We start from the raw sequence: 18208 nt of genomic DNA, 5'->3' as shown, positions 1-18208 counted from the left end.
AAGAACATCCTCGCCGCCGGGCTGGCGGAGAGGTAAAACGCCTGCGGAGCTGATGTAAGACCTCAAGGGAAAATCCTCCCGGAAAGGCAGTCGGCGATGAAACAGGAAACCTCACGGGCAACCGCGGGAATCCCGGCCCCTTCAGGGCCGGGAGGATGTCAACACGTCTCCTGTGTGCTGGCGTCAGCCGGGTGGGCTCACTCGATGTCTTAACCATGACCAGCGTTGACGGGCGCCACATCCGCTTGCGGGCTCGAGCGGTCCTGGCCGCAGGCGCGGGACATCCGCAGTACTTTCGGCTGATCCGCCCGAGTGGCGGCCCCCTTACGTTGTCCGGGAGGGGGAAGCATGCGTGCTGGCATCTTGGCTGAGCCTCGCCCCGCACGCCCGCCGGTGCGGGTCTGGCGGGACTGGGCGCTGTCCTCGGCTCTTGTCGCGATCTCGCTCGTCGAGGTACTGCTGCGCGACGACAGGGCGTGGGCGCCGCTGCTGGTCGGTGTCAGCGTCGTGGTCGCGGCGTGCCTGCTGTGGCGACGCACGCGGCCGCTGGCCGCAGTCACCGTTGCCTTCGGAGCCGTTCTCGCGTTCGACATCGCGAGGATCGCGGTCATTGATGCCACCGGTCTGCTGGGCATCGCAGGGCTGCTTGTGTTGCCCTACGCCCTGCTGCGCTGGGGAGCAGCTCGCGAGGCTGCCCTCGGACTCGGCATCATCCTCATCTGGCTACCCGTCACCCTCATCGCGGACCCGACCTCACCCGCGGAGAAGGTCGCCGGTTACGGCTTCTTCCTGTTCTCGGCCGCGCTCGGCGCGGCAGTGCGCTACCGCACCAGAAGCCACGACCGCGACATCGAGCAGGTGCGGCTTCACCAGCGCAACGAACTCGCCCGCGAGCTGCACGACACGGTCGGCCACCGCGTCTTGGCCATCGCCGTCCAGGCACAGGCAGGTCGCGCGCTGTCCGCCGCAGATCCGAAGCGCGCGCTGGCTACCCTGGTCACCATTGAGGAAGAGGCGTCCCGGACGCTCAAGGAGATGCGAGCCCTCGTAGGCGTGCTGCGCGACGGTACGGACGCCGATCTCGCCCCCCGGCGAGGGGTGGTGGACGTCGAACGACTCGCTCGTCCCGGCGGCGAGGTGCTGGGCGTCCGCGTGCAGGTCTCCGGTGACGTCGAGGCCGTTGAGCCAGCAGTCAGCACCGCCCTCTACCTGATCGCCGCCGAGGCGGTCACCAACGCGACCCGCCACGCCTCCGGCGCCACCCACGTCACCGTCGACGTCACCGCATCCCGCAGCCAGGTGCACCTGCGAGTGCGCGATGACGGCGAGGCGAGTACGACCAGCTCCCCGCACGCCGGCTACGGGCTGCGCGGCATGGCCGAGCGGGCGAGCCTGCTCGGCGGCACCCTCCGGGCGGGACCTGGCCCGGACGGCGGCTGGAGCGTCGACGCCTCGCTGCCTCGGACAGCGCGCGCGTCATGACCATCCGCGTGCTGGTCGCTGACGACCAGGACATCGTCAGGGCAGGGCTCTGCATGATCTTGGACGCCCAACCGGGCATCGCCGTCGTCGGCGAGGCCGCCGACGGCCGCCGGGCGATCGCCATGGCCCGTTCGCTGCGTCCCGATGTGTGCCTGCTGGACATCCGCATGCCCGAGGTCGACGGGATCGAAGCCACCCGCCAGCTCGCCGGGGCCGACGTGGCCGATCCTCTGGCCGTCGTCGTCATCACCACTTTCGACCTCGACGAGTACGTCTACGGCGCGCTGAAGGCAGGCGCCCGAGGCTTCCTCCTCAAGGACGCCGGCGCCGAGATGCTCACCCAGGCCATCCATGCCGCCGCCCGCGGCGACGCCCTGATCGCACCGAACATCACCGCGAGGCTCCTGTCCTCCTTCGCGAACAGCCGCTCGCGCTCGGTGCCAGCTGAGCCTGTCGAGCCGCTGACCGCTCGCGAGGAACAGGTCCTGCTGGCTGCCGCTCGCGGCCGGACCAACAGCGAGATCGGCGATGAGCTGTCCATCAGCCTCAGCACCGTCAAGACCCACATCGCCGCCCTGATGCGCAAGCTCAACGCCCGCAACCGCGTCGAGATCGTCATGTGGGCCTACGAGACACGCCGCGTCGGCACCTGATCGGCGCCCGCATACTCGAATCGCGGAAGCAGGAGCGCCGGGGGGGCCGGATAAGGCGAGGAACTCACCTCGGGCGGGTTGAGTGGGCATGCCGCTGGCTTCGGGCGCACCGTCGGACGTCCGGCGGCTGTCCCTTCCTACACAGGTTGCGCCCTGCGGTGTCCCGGTCGTGTGTCACGGTGCTCGGTGCCCCGAAGGATCGACCGCCGTGTCGGCGGCGGCCGACCCGTTGGGGCTCCGACATCCCGCAGGCGCGCTAGTCGTACCGATCGTCGTCGTGCACGACGACGGCAGGGCACGCGGGCCCGGCGAGCCGACGGCATCGAGCGTGACGTCCGCTTCTCGGCTATGAGAGAGCGACCGCTGACCCGATCACCGTGACAGTGAGTAGCGCTCGGATCGCGGCAGATCCGGATACCGAATCGCGGGCAGTGGCCGTGGCATCAAGCGACGCAGAACTCGTTGCCCTCGGGGTCCTGCATGACGACGTGGCCGAGCACGTCGCCGTACCACTCCTCGCGGATCACCGTCGCGCCAGCGGCGACCAACTCGGGGACTTTCTGCCGGATCAGTCGGGCGCGCTCGACCATGTTCCAGGGGCCTGGACCGGCACCCGGACATCGATATGCACTCGGTTCTTGCTGGACTTGCCCTCGACTTCATGCTGGAAGAATCGGAGATCTTTCCCGAAGCGCATTGGGCAACCTCGACAAACCAGGAACCGAACCGGCTTCAGATTCCGGCCAACGCCAGCACCTGATCGAACCCGCGAAGCTGGGCTGGCGAACTCACCATCGGCAGCACCAGGGCCGGTATGCCGACGGCCACGGAACCGCCGTCGCATCCGGGATGGTCGCCAACCATCAACGTTCGATCTGGCTGTGCCGCCAGGGCTTCGACTGCGGTGCGCCAGATCCGTACATCGGGTTTGACGAAGCCGACCTCGTAGGAAAGAACGAATGCATCGATGTAGCGGTCAAGCCCGTGCCTCGCAAAGCAGATGCGAATGTCCCAGCCCACGTTACTGACCACGCCAAGGCGAATACCGCGGGCACTCAGCGCGGCGAGAGTGGACGCCGTGTCCGCGTACGGCGCCAGCGCTTCGGCGCGCGTTTCGTGCAGGGCTCGCGCAAACGGCAAGTCCACCCCACGGATTTGCTGCAGGACAGCCAGAATCGCCCGGTCCCACACCTGTGGGTCCAAGTCCCGGGCGATGTGAGCAGGGTCCGTAGCCGTCGTTCGCAGCAACTCAGCGAAATCCGAGGCGATGCGCTCCGCCTCACCGGCGGCCACCTCCCGGCCGATCAAGGCCGCCGCGCTGCCGACCCAGCGGTTGGGGTCCCTGGCGAACAGGGTCCAAGCGAAATCGAACAGGACGGTTGTCACGGGTTTCGAAGGCACCAGGTCACCCTAGATCAGCGGGACGATTGACATGGGCCATGATGCTCCTGACTGCGCTCGACGCAGAACAGGTTGCCCTCCGGGTCGGCCCTGGTCACCCAACCGGGCCGTTGGGGCTTGCGATGATCCTCGTACTCGGGTCGCGCCCGAGCCCCTTCAGCCGCACGACCTCCTCATCGCGTGTCCCGTCGGTCGGCATGACATCGATATGCATTCCGCGACCGGTTCTTGGTTCGGCGGCTTTCCCCTCGGGCACCTTCAGGAAACTAATGGCGGGGCCCCGGCCATCCGGGTCGACGATCGACGCGTTATCGGGCTCGTCGAAGCCAGATTCCTTGACATAGCCGAGGGCCAGCGCCCAGAAAGCGGCGATCCGCTGCGGATGGTCGGCATCGCATCCCAAGGTCCAAAAAGTCGCCATGACGCCAACGTACGGGGGTTGCGACCAGCTGTCATCGGCAAGAGCGTGTACTCGAGACCGTGGCCAGCAACAAGGATGATGTATACCGACGGTGACGACGATTCGGCGGTCGGCGCACATGCTCTGCGGCATGAGAGGACGTCCACCGAGCGGCCAGGTGGCACGCGAGCGATCAGCAAGCAGCTAGGTCGGCCTCGAAGACCGAATCAGTGGTTCGCACGTAGAGGCGGCTTCCGCGAGTGCTGACGAGGTTGATTCTCTTCAGCGGGGTGAGGGCGGCCGGGCCGTGCTCGACGATGATTCCGTCGCGCAGCCGGCACTCGGTGAGCTGGTGCGGCTTGCCGTACCCACCGATGAAGATCACCACGTTACCGTGGATCAGTACGGCCCGCGCCCCGCGGACCGGGCCTGGCGGGAAGGGCTTGGCCTCCGTGTCGGTGATCCGGATCAATGGGAAGCCGGTGTAGTAGTAGGCCCAAGCCGTGCGAGCACTCACGTTCAATGCGTAGCAGGTGGCGATGTGGTCGAATCCGGATGGCGGCCAGTAGGTCCACAACTGCCGACCGTACTCGTCAAACCGCGTGAGACCGCCGGCGCTGAGCGGATCCCCGCTGTAGATGCCCTCATCGAAGTAGCCGACCCAGATGGTGCCCGGCTCGTCGATGGCGAGGTGTTCGACGCCATCACCGATCCGGAATGACCGCAACGCTTGACCGGAGGCGTTGAATACTTGTGCGTTGTCCGGCACCGGCTCGAACGGCCGGCGGACGCATCGGGACTGGACCAGCAGGAAATTTCCGTCAGGCAGCAGATCCACCTTGTTCGGGGCTATCGTCACACCGGTCAGTGCCACCGGGCGCCAGTCGTCCCCGGCTTCATGCAGGTGAACCCGTACCCGCAGGCCGGGCAGCCCGTTGCGCTGGCTACCGTGCGCCGAGACGGCGACCAACCGGCCGTCGACGGTGGCGTTCAGCGCAACGAGGTCTTCCGCGTCAGTCAGAGCCGGAAGCTTCGCCATCCGGCGGCATTGCAGCGTGCGTACCAACGTCTTCAATCACTCCCCGGGTCGACCATGATCGTAACGATGCGAGTGGAAGTCGCCCGATACACGGTGACCCACGGCCGCCCGACAGCCGAGCGCTCAGCGGCAAATTCGGATGGCGGATCCGCAGGAGCGGAATGATGGCAGTAATAGCGCTCGGCCGTCCGGGCTTGCGCCTAAATATCAGCCAAACTGACGCCGAGCCTTTAGCAGATAGCTATATGAATCGGCATCAGCAGAGCCTCTGACCAAGCGAGAACTCAAGGCGACAATGGCCGTCGTCCCAAATCCATCGTATGGATAATAAAGCGCTGTCTGCAAGACATCGCCGCCAACCTGATTAACCGCCATTCGGGCGCCTCCACTCAGTCGATTGCCTCGCTAATGAATCGAGCCGACACTGTGAGAGGTTTGCAAATCTCACGGCGATGCTAAGTGTGCATTGTAGCGCATCTGCGCCGGTTACTATGACCTCCCGGAGGGCAAACCATGACAGATCGAAAATTGGGCAGGGCACTCAACTCGGCTTGAGTTCGCATCGCTGCCGTCACGGCGTCGACTTCTGGAGGGTGATCTCCCGGGCGAACCGCTTCGCCCCGTCGCCGATCACCCCGGTACGCCATGCCGCGACGTACAGGTCCCACCAGCCGTTGAGCGCCTCCGCCACCGTGTTGTTAAGCCGCTGCCGACCGTGCTCGTAGCGCTCGGCCGACGCGAGGTCGGCCAGCAGGCCCGGGTCGGCCTTGGCAATGGCGGTGGTCATGTTCGTCCAGAGCGTCTGTGGGGCGTCCTGTAGCTGGGTAGCCGAGGCCAACACGTCCAGGTAATAGAAACGGCCGGCGTCCCCGAACTTGTCAAGCGCGTCGAGCACCGCCGGGAGCACCGGGTCGGCGTTCACCTGCCGCTTGAGGTCAGCCAGCAGACCCGGGACGTTTCCCGGGTGGGTGTCGAGCAGGGGCCGGGCGGTCCGGTCGGCCTTGAGCACCCGGTGCCCGATTTCCCAGCGCATGTAGTCCTTGGATGGCCACCCAGTGCCTTGGTCACGGCCAGCCAGCCCAATAGTCAGCTTGAGCATCTTCTCGGCACCAAGGGCCAGCAATGACATGACTGCCACCGCGTCGGCGTAGTCGTGCCGCATCGTGCGTACGGCGTCGAGCCCGCGGGAGAACAGCGCTGCGGCGTCGTTGCTCTCGCGGGTAAGGGCGAGCTGCCACTGGAGGCTAACCTGTTTCGTCATGGCTTCGAGGCTACGAGCGGCGTCCACCGGGCTTCGGCTGCCGTGGTCACGCCCGACAGTGCGGCCTAGACACCCACCGGTCGTGCGAACATCCTTGGCGCGGGCGTTAGGCATCACCGCCGTGCCAACAGGCGCCGATCGGCTCCCGCGCGGCGACGGACAGCTTCGTTCCCCTATGGCCGGGGACCCGTTGTTCTAGGGATGTCAGGAGCGAAGCGCGGGACGGTGCCGATGTCGGCGGACGATCGGCAGCAGGCGCCTAACGCCCTGGCCGTCATGACCCACGAAAGGTGGTCGGGCGATCGGGGCCGCAGCGCCGGTGCTGTTCGCGGATCGGATCAGTCTGGCGGCTCTGCGGCGGGTGACCAGCGGTGAGCCCGGGCAGGGCATTCGTCGGCGTACGGCTGATAGCGTCACGATCGGCCCCTGACCTGCGGGAATGTGGTTCGGGTTCTGCCACATTGAGTCCACCAACAGTGCGTGAGCTGGGAAAACGTGAAACACGATGGGCGATAGGCTAAACGCCTTCTCGTAAGGTGCGCCGTGACTTGGGGAAGCGTGCGTGTCCCGGTGGAGCGGGCCGTGGTCGTGCGGTGATGGCAGAGTGGTCCGAGGGGACACGGTGGTCGGCCGGATCAGCTACACCTCTGGGTTGGGCCGTGCTCGTGCAGGCGATCCCGAATCGACGCTCCGGGACGGTGGCTGGCGCTGCACAGACGCCGCGCGGTGGACGGCTGCGCCGCGGCCTGCTGGCACCATGATTGAGCTGGCCCCGCGCCTTATCGGCGGCAGATCCGGATGTCGGGCCGTTGACGTCGGTTAGCAGCCTTCGGCCGGGTTGGGATGCAGGGCCGGCAGCTGGCCCTCTCAGTCACCCGGCCACCCTAGAAGTGCCCTCCAACGCGCCGATATTCGCCTGCACTCGGGCGCGCCAGTCACCGTCGTACACCGTCTCGGCCCACAGGTTGCTGAGTTCTGACTCTTGACCCATGACCCGCAGCAAAGCCGCGACGGCTACCTTGACCAGATCGTCCAGCTCGGCGGGAACCCTCACGTCCAAGCCGCATCGTCGGAGCGTCGCGTCGTCGTCTATTCGTCGTGCGGCAGCGATCGCGGCCGCCGCAACGGCTGCCTCCGCCTCCTCCTTCTCGAGATACTCGTCCTCGTCGAAGCCGGCGACGGTCGCCAGCGTTGACCTCAGAAGATCACGTACGGCTCACAGTCGAGGTTGCGCAACTCGTCACAGATATCCAGCGCTCCGTCGTTCTCGAACGGCCCGGTACCCGAGGCGCCCATCCGCCACCCCTCTGCTCGCTGCCTGCGCAGATACTTGATCCCATGATCGACGGCGGCGAGCCTGTCCGCCCATCGAACGACCCGGTCGCTCGCCGGCGAAGGCCAGTGCCCGGATCGCGGCGAATCAGTGCATTGCCAGGGCTGTTGTGGGCCGTCGATCAGCCGTTGGGGCGTGACTCGATCGCCTGCAGCGGCCACCTGTTGCCGTCAGGATCGCCGAAGTAGACGAAGTTGCCCCATGGCCGCACCTCGACCTCGCTGGCATCGACGCCGGCGTCGAGCAGTTGCCGGCGCGCCGCCTCGGCGTCGGCGACCACAGCCTGGATTCCTGTGTGCCGGGAGTCTTGTCGGTGATGCCTTCGCCGATCACAATGGAGCAGGCTGAGCCGGGTGGTGTCGGCTGGACGAACCGCAGGCCCTCCTGCACCCTGTGATCGTGGTCGGCGTTGAAGCCCACCTTCTGGTAGAACGCCTTGGCCCGGTCGACATCGGTCACCGGAACGGGGATGAGTTCAATCTTCCAGTCCATGGACCCACCGTAGGACGTGGTTACGACCTTCGGGCTCACCGCACCCTCCGCGGCAGATCAGTCCGTGTCTCATCCCCTATGCTGACGCTCGACGTCGGCCGGGTTTCGCCAGCTCAAATCGTGGCGGCCGTGCGCTTCCCCTCGTAGCGTGGAGGCCTGGACTTGAGGGATAGAGGTTCATGGCTGAGACGAGGCGTCAGTTCGATCCGGAGTTCCGCGCGGGTGCGGTGCGGATCGTGCGGGAGACCGGGAAGTCGATCGCGCAGGTCGCGCGTGACTTGGGCATCAATGACGGCACCCTGGCGAACTGGGTGAAGAAGGACCGCGAGGCCCGGGGCGAGGCCGCTGCGGGTGGGCTGTCGGAGGACGAGCGGGCCGAGTTGGCGCGGTTGCGGCGGGAGAACGCCGAGCTGGCGATGGAGCGTGATGTCCTCAAGCGATCCGTGGTCCTGTGGGTGAAGGAAGCGACGGGCCGGTGAGCGTGGCTGCCTTCATCGCTTCCCAGAGGACCGAGCACGACGTGCCGCACGCGCTGGCCTGCCGAGCCTTGGGTGTCTCGCAGTCCTGGTTCTACAAGTGGCGTGACCGGCCACCCACGCCGCGGCAGGACCGCCGGGTCCGGCTGGCCGACGCAGTGCGGAAGGTGTTCGACGATTCCGGCGGCACCTACGGCAGCCCGCGTGTCGGCGATGAGCTGCGTGAGCAGGGTTGGCAGGTCTCCGACAACACGGTCGCCCAGCTCATGGCCGAGTTGGGGCTCGTGGGGCGGGCCAAGCGCCGCCGCCGGAGCCTGACCCGTCAAGGTAGGCGGCCGGCGGCCCCGGACCTGATCAAGCGCAGCTTTACCGCGCCGGCGCCGGATGTCGCCTGGTGCGGTGACATGACCGAGATCGTCACCGGCGAGGGCAAGCTCTACCTGGCCACCGTCATCGATCTGTACTCCCGGCGCATCCTGGGCTACGCGATGGGCGCCCAGCACGACGCCGGTCTGGTCGTCGCGGCGTTGAACATGGCCGCGGTCACCCGTGGCGGCGACATCGCCGGCGTGATCTTTCACAGCGATCGTGGCAGCGAGTACACCTCGGCCGACTTCGCCCGCGCGTGTGCCCGGTGGAAGGTACGCCAGTCGATGGGCCGGGTCGGGTCGTGCTTCGACAACGCCGTCGCCGAGGCCACCTTCTCCACCATCAAGGTCGAGTACGTCCACCGCCGGCAGTTCCGCACCCGCACCGAAGCGCGCCTGAAGATCGCCACCTGGATCACCGACTTCTACAACCGGCGCCGACGCCACTCCATCTGCGGCGGGCGATCACCTATCGACTACGAACGATCAGCGGTGCAGGCTCTGGAGGCCCAAGCCGCATAACGGAGCCCTCCACGATTCCAGGGGATTGACAGCCGGGAGGAAGGCGAGAGACTGGGACGAGGACATTGGCCAGCTTGGCAAGGGCGAGTCAGGACGCATGCGCTGCGGCGCTACGGCGCTACGGCTTCGTCGCCGAGCGCAGAGGTCTTCTCCTTCAGAGGGGTGCGTCTAGGGCAGCGTCGGGATGGCTGGGACTCAATCTCGCCACATGGTCGCTACCTCAGGTCCTGCATATCAACCCCGTAGTCGGCGTCAGGCACGACGCCCTGGAAGCCATCCTCGTCTCCACTGCCGGTTGGTCGGCTCCCGTAGCGTCCGTCAGCAGGCCCCTGGGCTACCTGATGCCGCAGAACACCTTCGTCCAGTGGGACTTCTCCGCGACTGGGGATCTGGCGGCGGTAGCGGAGGACCTCACTCATGCAGTCGCGACCTATGGCCTGCCCTTCATCGACCACTGGTCGGACTGGAGCAGATTCTCCCGTGAGGTCGCCAGCTCCGATCTGCTCCTCGACAACGTCCGCTTCGTCATGTTGCCGGCTGTAGCCGCAGTCAACGGCGACTACGAGATTGCGGACCGGCTGATCCGACAGGAACTCGAGCGCACGGCAGGTGAGCAGGACGCCTACTCGAAGGGGTATCGCGACTTCGCCGAGAAGTTCCGCAGGAGTGTCCTGACGCACTGATCTCGGCAGATCCGGACACTACCGGGGCTCGGCGAACATCACTGTGTGTAGTCGATGACTTCTGTGTGCGGGCGGCGGCTCGACCATCAGCTCGCCGCTGAGCTTGCGGATGTCGATGGCCGCTGTGTACTCGGTGGCGTACGCGGCCCTGCACTGCAACTCGTACGCCGACACGTGGTGGCCTGGGCCGGCAAGGGCCGGTCTTCGACCGGCCCTTGCGGCTGGCCGTACAGGTGGTGGGAGGTGACGACGGCTGCGGCTTCGAGCGTGTCCACGCGCCAGAGATCCGCCAGCGAATGCTCGGCGGTGTTATGGCATACGTGCGGGACGTCCTCATGCCGCTGACCGCGCGCTACACACCGTCACCACAACCTGATCGAGCCGGCTCTCATTCGTGCCGAATTGAGCGCGATGCTGTCGCGGGCTGGCGACGACAACGATCCCGACGCCGTGACCGGACGCTGCGGGCGATTAGCCGCCTCCGCTCTCGGCGCGCGGCCGGGCTGAAAGGCCGCCCGAGGGCCTCATGATCCATCGCCTGGCCACGATCATCGGTTGCCAGGCGGCCTGGTTGGGGTGAGAATGACGCCAGGTTGATGACCCAGCCGATGCTCCATGAGGAGATGGCTGGTGTCCCGGATATCTGGTAGTAAGACCCGTGCCCCGCAGTGGGGGCCGGGCCGTCTTGGTTGGTCGCAACGACGTGTCGACGGTGCCCTCGTGATCCATTTGGCGGGCGAACTGGACCTGTCGACGGCCGCGGAGTTGCATCGGCGGCTGATGAGCGTCGTCGAATCGAGCGCGGCTGCAACCGTTGTTTTGGACATGTCGCACGTGGCCTTCATCGATGCCCACAGCACCGGCTTGATCGTGACCGCGTGGGCGGCCGCGACGTGTCGTGGACGACAGTTTCAGGTTAATGGGCTGCAGGGAATACCGGCACGGGTGTTCGGCCTGCTGGGGTTTGCGCCGTTAGCAGCGCGCCGGATGTGGGACGACAATGCCGGAGGGGTTGCGGGTGGCCCAAGCGAAGGGGCAGGCGGAGTTGCCGCACGGTGACAGGCCGTTGGAGGAGCGCATGGTGCGGGCTGACCTGTGGGAAGCTGGCGCCGACGAGCGGGAACGGCTGGCTGACGAACGGGAAGCGCTGGCCGACGAGCGGGAACGGCTGGCCAATCGCCAGGAATACGGGCAGGACCGGCAGCAGGCCGACCGGCCGCCGCGCGCCTCACCGACCGGCGAGGCCGACGATGCGGCGGAGGCGGCCGAGACAGAGGCGCTGCGCCGCGCGGAGGCCGCCGTGCGGCGGGCCGAGGCGGAGTTGGACCGGACGCGGCAGGCCGCCGCCCGTGTTCGGGCACGCGCTGCTCGCCGCCGCGCCGCCAGCGAGCGGGTCGCGACAGCTCGGCACGCCGACGAGACCGTTGACGTCGAGGAACGCGCGTGGCTGGCCGATCGGCGAGACTTTGTTGCCGCCGAACGCGACGATCAAGCAGACGAACGAGACCAGATCGCTGACCAGCGCGAGGAAATCGCAGGGCTGCGCGAGCGCCTGGCCGACGAGCGTGAGCGCGAGTTGCTGCAGCGGGAGCGGCGGGTCGACCAGCTGCGACCAACCGGCCGCCGGCCCAGGGCGGCGCGGCCTCGGGCCGACCGGGAACCCGTGGTGGACAGGGACCTACGCGCCGACGGTGAGCGCCAGCGCGAGCGCGCCGCAGCCGACCGGCGTGCCGCGGCGCATGATCGAGCCCGCGCTGCCGCGAAATGGGGTCCACAGGCGTACGGGCCGACGTTGCTGGCCAGCTTCGCCCCGCTCGCCCAGCAGTTGTTCGGCAACGACGACCTGCGCGACACGCTCGCGCAGGTGCTGAAGTTCACCGTCAGCGCCGTGGCCGGATGCGACTGCGCCAGCGTCACGCTGTACCGCCACGGACGCGTCGTCGATACCGTGACCAGCGACGCGGTCGCCGCCGAACTCGACGACATCCAGTTCGCGACCGGAATCGGCCCTGCCCCCGAAGCGATGCAAAATGAAACTCCCGTCTACATCGCCGACCTGGCCGATTCGCCGCGCTGGCCGGTCCTGGCCGCCACCGCCGTCGAGTTCGAAATGGCCAGTGCCCTGTGCCATGGTCTGTTTGTCCATCGGCCGGCCCAATGGTCGGTGCTCGGTGCGTTCAACCTCTACAGCGCGACACCTGGCGCATTCAGTGAGGAAGACCAGGAGTTCGGCTCGATCCTGGCCGCATACGTGGCCGTGGCCGTGGCCATGGCACAGCGCCGCGACGAAGTCGGCCGTCGCGAAGCCGCCCTGCATCGAGGACTGAGCACCCGTGACGTCATCGGGCAGGCCAAGGGCATCTTGATGGAACGCCAACGCCTGTCCGCCGGTGACGCCTTCGACCTGCTGCGTCGCACATCCCAGCGGCTAAACCGCAAACTCGCCGATGTCGCCCAGCAACTCGCAGAAACTGGAGAGATACCGGCATAGGCGCGCACCGTAGCATCGCCCATCCGAGATCGTGGCTCGACCAGTCCGTTAGGCCCTGTGCGACCTCACCCGCCAACGACCATCGCGACGTGGCACCGCCCGTCGTTTCGTCACGGGCGCCGGTGATATCCGCTCACTCATGCCGACCGTGCGCGATCCGGACGCTACATGCCGTGAAGGCCCAGCGGCCGGCTTGGCCAGACTGACATGCCGAATTCAGTGCGTCCGCTTTCCCGTGCCGCCAAGCGTCGGCAGGTGGTCGACGACCAGCAGCCACCGCAGATTCCACAGAAGGTATTGACAACGTCACTGCACCAGAGCGCGGACCTCTTGTGCGGTAAACCGCGCGAAGCCTTCAAGATCGGGTTCGTCAGCGGTGGGTTGGAGGATCACGGCATCGGCTCCGGCGTCTTTGTAACGGTTCACGACGGCAGCTATGTCGGCGGCGCCACCGAGCGCGGCCGTATCGGACTTGTCTGACTCGCCCCAGAACTCCAGTTCACGGGCCATGCGCGCCGCGGCGTCGGGGCCGGTCGCCGCGTGCACATACACCGTGATGGCCTTGGCCGTGTGCCTGACGGCGGCCACCTCCTCCGGTGGCGTGCCAGCCGTCAGCAGGATCCCGTCGGCGACCTCGCAGGCGAGCGCCCGCGTCTTGGGCCCGGTCGCGCCGGCGTAGATTCGGGTCGCACCCGTCGGCGGGTAGTCGAGCTTGACCTTGTCGAGCCGCACGTAACGGCCCGAAACCGTGACCGTCTCGCCGGCCAGCAGCGCCTTCAACGCCTCAATATGCTCGCGCAGCAGGGTCAGCGGCGAGCCCACCCGCGCGCCGACCTGACCCATCCAGTCCTGCACGCCGTGGCCGAGGGTGAGGCGCACCCGATCGGGAAAGAGCCGGTGCAGCGTAGCGGCCTCCATGCCCAGCACCGCGACGTTGCGGAACGGCACCGGAAGCAGGCCGATACCCACCGCCAGGCGGTCGGTCCAGGCGAGAGCGGCGGCCGCGGTGGCGATGCCGCTCTCGAGGAAGCAGTCCTCCCAGAGCCACAGCTCCTCAAGGCCGGCCTCATCTGCGGCGCGCGCGACGGACCGGAGGCGTTCGGGCGGGTTCTGCGGGCGGAAGACCACACCGAGAGTCGTCATGCCAGCCGAGCCTAGACCAGGCCCGGAGCCGCGACCGATGGTCCGCGTGGCTTCGTCCGCGAGCCCAGGGGCGACCGGGTAGCCGATCTCGCTGACCAGGCCGCGCCCGTCGGTCTTCAGGCCGACGGTGCCGAGGAGGCGGTCTGTGTTCGCGTCGACGATCGCGAAGTGGATCCCGTCTCCGGTCTCCCGCAGGGAACGGGAGATCTTGGCGCACCAGTCAGCGGAGTCCTGGCGGGCGTAGGGCTGGGGGAGCCACTGCTGGATGAGCGGGTCCGCACAACCGATCTGATTTCCTCGATGTCGATTGCGGAGAAGGGCCGCAGCAAGAGATCGCCGGGTGGCGGTCCGCCTCGTGATGCCGCTGCAGCCGATCACCGCGGCGCGTTTCGCCCGGGTCGCCGGGCGACCCGGTCAGCGGCAAAGGAGTTTGCCCAATCGGCGGCGACCGGGGTGCGCCAAGCCGGGACGTGGTGCTCAACTGTGCAGCGGCGCGGGCGGGTGGGACAGCGTTCTTCTGCCGCGCGGCGCTCGCTACACAGCGTTACACGACGTGGTGCGGCCGGTGCACGGATCCGATGTGAGTGCGCTTGCGTCAGCCTGGCCGCGTGCCGGGTGAGGGGGCGCTTCCACGTCTCGTCCCAATTGGCCGCCGCACGAAGGCGATCAACTCGGCGTCAAACGGAGAGTCGCCAACCGAGTCTCGATATCGCCTGGAAAAGACCGGCAGCCGCTGCGTCGACCACGAACGTTTGCCGGTTGGTTCCTGCCGCCCCTCGATCGAGGGCGAAAGCCGTTGTTGGCGCTGCGCGGCAAGCCTGTTGGGGCGGCAGGCGTTGGCACCACGCAGCCACCGGGACTATCCGATGCGGATCACCAACACTTCGTTTTCGTCCAACGCCGCGATGAGCTCGCGCAGCAGGATGAGCCCGTCATCGATGGCCTGCCGGATTTCCTCGAAGCCACCGTCGCCGACGCTGTCGAAGTACCGTTCGGCCGCCGCACGGTCCAACCGTGCCGGGTCCAGCGCGGTCAGGTGACGCTTGTCGGGCGAGGTAATCAGGTATGTCAGGCCGTCCCCCGCATTCAGGGCCTCCGTCTCGGCACGGTATTCGGCTGCCCCAAGCGGGGTGCCCGTGTCCTCGAGAAGGAGCATCAGGTGCATCAGCACGTACCCGGACCAGTCGTACCACCCGAGTACGCCAAGGTCGTTTTCCTCGAGGTATTCGTATACGGGCGACGGCACAATCAACGGAGTTGGATTCCTCCAGCCGATTCGGCTCCAGAACTTCCCGATCGCGGGCCAGCGATGGGTCGCGGCTGGGGTCATTACCGGCTTGGCTTTCGCGGCCCGCACGAGCCCGGGTACGGCGGACCGGTCCAGCAGACAGAACGACGCTACGGTAGACATGGCCGCCGCACCGCCGCGATGCCCCCCTGGGTGATGACTCCGGCCATCCGCATAGCCCGGCATGCTGCCATAATGCGACCGCGAACGTGGCACATGCTGCCGCGATCTTCCGGTGCGCAAAGTCGCCTGGTGCGTTAGCCAAGACCATTCACCTAGTCCGACGTCGCTGTAGTTGGTCTCCACTCACGCAACCGTCGTCCAAGGTCAGCTGCGCTGATCTGTAGCCGCGAGCGCTCCTCACCGAAGGTACGTCGGCGCCGGTTGCCGGCGTCCGGACGTGCCGACGAGAGCGCGTGAAGAAGCGCCATTGTGCATCACACCCTGGCCGTTGATCGATTCCCAACCTACGATCAACCGCTGTTCGATGAGGGGAGAGGACTACCTGATGCCTGGTTTCATAGGTGCTTGGCGCCGCAAACGCACTCCGAGCACTCTCGTCTGGCATGGACCGACGCACCAGGTCCGGCCGATGCCGGGGCGGACGTTGGTACTGGCACTCGTATCGACGGCTGCGCTGAGCGTCAGTGGGTGCGCAGACGCCGAAGCGGAGGCACCCGTGTGGTCGAACCCGTCGCCGGCATCGCTGCCGCCGGCACCGCTGGCGACGTCGTTGCGGAAACCCTCCGGGTCGTCGTCAGCCGCGCCGCCTTGCAGCGGGACGCCGTACGCCAAACCGTCCACGACGTGGAAGCGGCCTCCGTGCAGCCCACTGCACCGATTACCGCAGTTCCGCGAACCAAGCTGCCGGGCCCGGCGACAGGGGTCGTACCGCTGTCGGGCAAGGAAACGCTCGTGGGCGAGCTGCCGTTAACGTTCAGCCAGCCAAAGACGACCGCCGGCGCCACCGCGGAAGGAGAGTTGACCGCCGTGCGTGTGCAGGTGCTGAATGAGGCGACCCGCAAGGCGTCCGGCGCCACCGCGGTGCTGGTGGCGCTCTCGCGCGCGGACGGCGTGGCCACACCCTGCCAGCTGCATGTCCGGTTGAACTACACGGGGTTCTCCAATGCGTATGGCGGCGACTACGCAAATCGGGTGATGCTCGATGAATATCCGGCGTGCGTCTTGACCACACCGGAAGTCCGCACCTGTAGAAATTTCGAAACGCTCAAGGCTGTGCGGTGGGACGGGAAATTGTCCACCGATATCACGCTGGCCGGCGATGGATCGTTGACAGTGATCGCGATTTAGGTTCAACTGGACTGGTCTGGCGGTCGGCTGTCTCGGGTGTGCGATTGCTCTCATGCCGCGGAGATGGCGTCGTGATACAACCGTCGACGGGTACTGCCTCGTCCTGCGTCGTGGTTCGTCCGGGCACCGAAACGTGCTCGTGCGGCCTGCCGGAGAGGGCCACCATTGGTTCCGTGACCAGCTTCCCTGCGCAGGCGCGCCGCGTCCACGACAGCACGCTTTCGCCACAGCGTCGGCTTTACGCGTTGCGGGAGTGCGCGCTGCACTGTGCTCCATACGGATTCCGCGCCACCTGGCATCACCTGATCGTCTCCGCGCGTATCCCACGCAGGCTTACCGACGACCTCGGCGCACTCGTCCGCGCTGCCGACGAACTGCAGCGGGCTCGCGACGTGGTCCTGCCGCTTGCGCAGGAGTACGCCGCCCAGCGGCGTCGAGAGAAGACGACTGGCAGGCGAACCCCACGGACGCCACCGCCCTGGAACTCGTGGGGCTGGTGCCGAATCGCCTACTGTCCTGACCCTGAGCACCACCCGACGGCACCTCTCGCCACGGTCGTCCAAGCGGTCCTCGATCGCTACGCTGCCGGAATCAGCGCCGACAAACACTGCCTCGCATGCGGCAACGAACGGCGCCGCCCGGGCCGCGCATGCCCGACCTGTGGCGTCCACCCGGACGGCCCCGCCGCACGCTGGCGTGCCTCCCCGGCGGAGGACCGCTGGCAACGGATCTGGTACCGCGAGCTCGACGACCGACCAGGGCCCTCGCCCCATGAGTTCGGCGTGCACTGATCTGAGCCGCGATCCGCGCGCCACGCAGTGTCACCACAACAGATCAAGGCAGCGCCCGGTAGCCGAAGAGCGGATGCGGTGAGTCGCATCTGAGACGCGCCACGACGGGGGCGGTCATCTCGCCCCGCCGTGGCGCTGTTACGGCGTGGTCAAGGTCAGTTGCCGGCAGGCGGTGCTGTCAGTTCGGCGTGCCGCACGGTGTAGTCCCCGCGAGTCACCGTGGCGAACGCGGCGGGCGCGAGGCAGGTACCGATTCGGGCCGGACCCCATTGGCCTGCCTCGTTCTGGTCGGCGCTAGCTGACCATGTGAAGCCGACCCGGTCGCGGCCGCGGCCGCCGTCCTGCACGCTGAAACCGACCCGCTTGCCGAGGAAGTCGCTGGCGTACTCGTCGGCGCGAGTGACGATGCCGGTCAGGGTCGCATGACCGGGGCTTGTGATCATGCAGTCGACAGCCGCCTCGAACCGCACGGTGATGTTGTCTGCGGCCACCCAGTGCGCGACCCGCACCGTGCCTGTCGCGTCCGCCGGCGAGCCCATCTCCCCACCCGGAAGCGGGATCGGGCGGCTATACGGCGCCGACCGGGCGTCGAAGGCGAACGAGCGCACGTCGCCGTCCTGCCCGTACGGCAAGGCGAACTCCGCCGATCCGGTCACCCGCGCCGGTCTGCGGTCCGCGGCCCCGGCCGGCGCCGCCGCCGCAACTAGAATGGCCGCCGCGGCGATGCCCCATCCGAATGTTCTGCGCATGGTCGTCCTCCCGATCCGGCCGCGGTGCCGCGGCCCTGCGTGACCTTTACGCTCGGCGATCCGGGAACAGAATCGATCCCTCTCAAGGGGGGAATCGCTCCCCGGTGTACGGGAAACGGGGCTCTGCCAGGATGACGACCGGACACCGACGCGGGGCGGTACCGCGCGTCACGCCCTGTAACGGGTGGATCGCGGTGCTCGGCGCACGGATCTGCCGAGTTGAGTAGATGGGGTTCGCCCGAACAATGGCGTTGCGTCCACTTGGCGACGCCGATATTTTGCCGGCGTGGAGATCGTGACTCGCACCGATCGGCCCGAGCTGCAC

At 67.3% G+C, this 18208-nt stretch carries 20 protein-coding genes; 8 read left to right on the top strand and 12 right to left on the bottom strand.

Features of this window, described 5'->3' with window-relative positions; all coding sequences use genetic code 11:
* Positions 1 to 348 precede the first annotated feature (348 nt).
* Positions 349 to 1482: a histidine kinase gene (locus ABZ783_RS36620; RefSeq protein WP_357447539.1), complete on the top strand. Its 1134-nt coding sequence runs from the start codon at positions 349 to 351 to the stop codon at positions 1480 to 1482.
* Positions 1479 to 2135 carry a response regulator transcription factor gene (locus ABZ783_RS36615; protein WP_189050226.1) on the top strand — a complete coding sequence of 219 codons (657 nt, stop codon included), beginning with the start codon at positions 1479 to 1481 and terminating at the stop codon, positions 2133 to 2135. The genes ABZ783_RS36620 and ABZ783_RS36615 overlap by 4 nt, the downstream gene beginning before the upstream one ends.
* 443 nt (positions 2136 to 2578) lie before the next feature.
* Here ABZ783_RS36615 and ABZ783_RS36610 read toward each other — a convergent pair whose 3' ends face one another.
* From ABZ783_RS36610 to ABZ783_RS36575, 8 genes are all read right to left on the bottom strand, one after another.
* Entirely contained in the window at positions 2579 to 2725 is a 147-nt protein-coding gene (locus ABZ783_RS36610; RefSeq protein WP_357447534.1) for a VOC family protein, read from the bottom strand.
* 142 nt (positions 2726 to 2867) lie between these two features.
* The gene (locus ABZ783_RS36605) at positions 2868 to 3536 is read right to left on the bottom strand and encodes an HAD family hydrolase (RefSeq protein ID WP_313718972.1); all 669 of its coding nucleotides are present in this window, start codon (positions 3534 to 3536) and stop codon (positions 2868 to 2870) included.
* Between the two features lie 94 nt (positions 3537 to 3630).
* Entirely contained in the window at positions 3631 to 3957 is a 327-nt protein-coding gene (locus ABZ783_RS36600; RefSeq protein WP_357447530.1) for a VOC family protein, read from the bottom strand.
* A gap of 172 nt (positions 3958 to 4129) precedes the next feature.
* Positions 4130 to 4975 carry a hypothetical protein gene (locus tag ABZ783_RS36595; RefSeq protein WP_357447527.1) on the bottom strand — a complete coding sequence of 282 codons (846 nt, stop codon included), beginning with the start codon at positions 4973 to 4975 and terminating at the stop codon, positions 4130 to 4132.
* A 571-nt stretch (positions 4976 to 5546) separates the two neighbouring features.
* The gene (locus ABZ783_RS36590) at positions 5547 to 6236 is read right to left on the bottom strand and encodes a hypothetical protein (protein WP_357447524.1); all 690 of its coding nucleotides are present in this window, start codon (positions 6234 to 6236) and stop codon (positions 5547 to 5549) included.
* An 871-nt stretch (positions 6237 to 7107) separates the two neighbouring features.
* A complete protein-coding gene (locus tag ABZ783_RS36585; protein WP_357447545.1) occupies positions 7108 to 7425 on the bottom strand; it encodes a DUF4259 domain-containing protein in 318 nt (105 codons plus the stop codon).
* Between the two features lie 8 nt (positions 7426 to 7433).
* Complete coding sequence (locus tag ABZ783_RS36580) at positions 7434 to 7532, bottom strand: DUF4259 domain-containing protein (RefSeq protein WP_357447521.1); 99 nt, start codon at positions 7530 to 7532, stop codon at positions 7434 to 7436.
* Between the two features lie 158 nt (positions 7533 to 7690).
* Positions 7691 to 7912 carry a hypothetical protein gene (locus tag ABZ783_RS36575; protein ID WP_357447542.1) on the bottom strand — a complete coding sequence of 74 codons (222 nt, stop codon included), beginning with the start codon at positions 7910 to 7912 and terminating at the stop codon, positions 7691 to 7693.
* A gap of 328 nt (positions 7913 to 8240) precedes the next feature.
* Here ABZ783_RS36575 and ABZ783_RS36570 point away from each other — a divergent pair, with 328 nt between their 5' ends.
* The 3 genes from ABZ783_RS36570 (at position 8241) to ABZ783_RS36560 (ending at position 10110) form a co-directional block, all read left to right on the top strand.
* A complete protein-coding gene (locus ABZ783_RS36570) occupies positions 8241 to 8540 on the top strand; it encodes a transposase (RefSeq protein WP_148805022.1) in 300 nt (99 codons plus the stop codon).
* Positions 8537 to 9427, top strand: a complete 891-nt coding sequence (locus tag ABZ783_RS36565) for an IS3 family transposase (protein ID WP_357447518.1) — start codon at positions 8537 to 8539, stop codon at positions 9425 to 9427. Before ABZ783_RS36570 ends, ABZ783_RS36565 begins: the two co-directional genes overlap by 4 nt.
* A gap of 341 nt (positions 9428 to 9768) precedes the next feature.
* Complete coding sequence (locus ABZ783_RS36560) at positions 9769 to 10110, top strand: hypothetical protein (protein WP_357447515.1); 342 nt, start codon at positions 9769 to 9771, stop codon at positions 10108 to 10110.
* Positions 10111 to 10128: 18 nt separating this feature from the next.
* Here the strand turns inward: ABZ783_RS36560 and ABZ783_RS36555 are convergent, their stop codons facing one another.
* A complete protein-coding gene (locus ABZ783_RS36555; protein WP_357447511.1) occupies positions 10129 to 10284 on the bottom strand; it encodes a hypothetical protein in 156 nt (51 codons plus the stop codon).
* A gap of 441 nt (positions 10285 to 10725) precedes the next feature.
* Between ABZ783_RS36555 and ABZ783_RS36550 the strand changes: the two genes are divergently transcribed.
* Together ABZ783_RS36550 and ABZ783_RS36545 are read left to right on the top strand one after the other, a co-directional pair.
* Positions 10726 to 11169, top strand: coding sequence for an STAS domain-containing protein (locus tag ABZ783_RS36550; RefSeq protein ID WP_357447508.1), 444 nt, complete (start codon positions 10726 to 10728; stop codon positions 11167 to 11169).
* 7 nt (positions 11170 to 11176) lie between these two features.
* On the top strand, positions 11177 to 12601 hold the full coding sequence (locus ABZ783_RS36545) for a GAF and ANTAR domain-containing protein (protein ID WP_357447505.1): 1425 nt from the start codon (positions 11177 to 11179) through the stop codon (positions 12599 to 12601).
* A 306-nt stretch (positions 12602 to 12907) separates the two neighbouring features.
* Here the strand turns inward: ABZ783_RS36545 and ABZ783_RS36540 are convergent, their stop codons facing one another.
* Positions 12908 to 14122 (bottom strand): LLM class flavin-dependent oxidoreductase, encoded by a 1215-nt coding sequence (locus ABZ783_RS36540; RefSeq protein ID WP_357447502.1) that lies wholly within the window; start codon positions 14120 to 14122, stop codon positions 12908 to 12910.
* Positions 14123 to 14603: 481 nt separating this feature from the next.
* Entirely contained in the window at positions 14604 to 15218 is a 615-nt protein-coding gene (locus ABZ783_RS36535) for a hypothetical protein (RefSeq protein WP_357447499.1), read from the bottom strand.
* Positions 15219 to 15713: 495 nt separating this feature from the next.
* Between ABZ783_RS36535 and ABZ783_RS36530 the strand changes: the two genes are divergently transcribed.
* Positions 15714 to 16343 carry a hypothetical protein gene (locus tag ABZ783_RS36530; RefSeq protein WP_357447496.1) on the top strand — a complete coding sequence of 210 codons (630 nt, stop codon included), beginning with the start codon at positions 15714 to 15716 and terminating at the stop codon, positions 16341 to 16343.
* Between the two features lie 946 nt (positions 16344 to 17289).
* Here the strand turns inward: ABZ783_RS36530 and ABZ783_RS36525 are convergent.
* Positions 17290 to 17883 carry a hypothetical protein gene (locus ABZ783_RS36525; RefSeq protein ID WP_357447493.1) on the bottom strand — a complete coding sequence of 198 codons (594 nt, stop codon included), beginning with the start codon at positions 17881 to 17883 and terminating at the stop codon, positions 17290 to 17292.
* Positions 17884 to 18208 lie beyond the last annotated feature (325 nt).

Source organism: Micromonospora sp. NPDC047738, from assembly GCF_040642675.1.
In the GTDB taxonomy this organism is placed as follows: Bacteria; Actinomycetota; Actinomycetes; order Mycobacteriales; family Micromonosporaceae; genus Micromonospora.
The sequence above is the reverse complement of the archived record's forward strand: the minus strand, read 5'-3'. Positions and strand labels throughout refer to the sequence as shown.